Here is a 548-nt window from a genome sequence, read left to right as displayed (position 1 = left end):
TTTCGGGTCTACTCCCAGCGACTCGACGCCCTATTAAGACTCGATTTCTCTACGGCTCCCCTAGTCGGTTAACCTTGCCACTGAAAGTAAGTCGCTGACCCATTATACAAAAGGTACGCAGTCACCCCGCACCCAAATCACACTAAGTTTTCCTTAATGCGTTTGAGCAATGCATACTTCGCTTTCCCGTTGTGTTTCAAACGGTATTCACGTTGTCTTGCTGCACCCAAGGTGAGATACGCTTCGTAATACACTAAACGCCACTTGTGCGCCCGAGTCGATTGATTTTCTCCTCGGTTGTGTGATTCGAATCGTTGCTTTAAGTCACTGCTGCATCCGATGTAAAAAACGTCGGAATCATCCAGTGCTTGAAGCACATACATGTAATGCATGTATTCACCTAATGCGATTTGGGTGCGGGGCTCCCACTGCTTGTACGTACACGGTTTCAGGTTCTATTTCACTCCCCTCAACGGGGTTCTTTTCGCCTTTCCCTCACGGTACTGGTTCACTATCGGTCAGTCAGGAGTATTTAGCCTTGGAGGATG

At 48.2% G+C, this 548-nt stretch carries 1 rRNA gene; it reads right to left on the bottom strand.

The features are described 5' to 3' along the window. Positions 1-548: ribosomal RNA gene (locus ACNRUY_RS26745) — 23S ribosomal RNA — on the bottom strand; the annotation flags it as partial.

Source organism: Endozoicomonas sp. Z74 (assembly GCF_057680865.1).
This window is presented reverse-complemented; position numbering and strand designations above follow the sequence as displayed.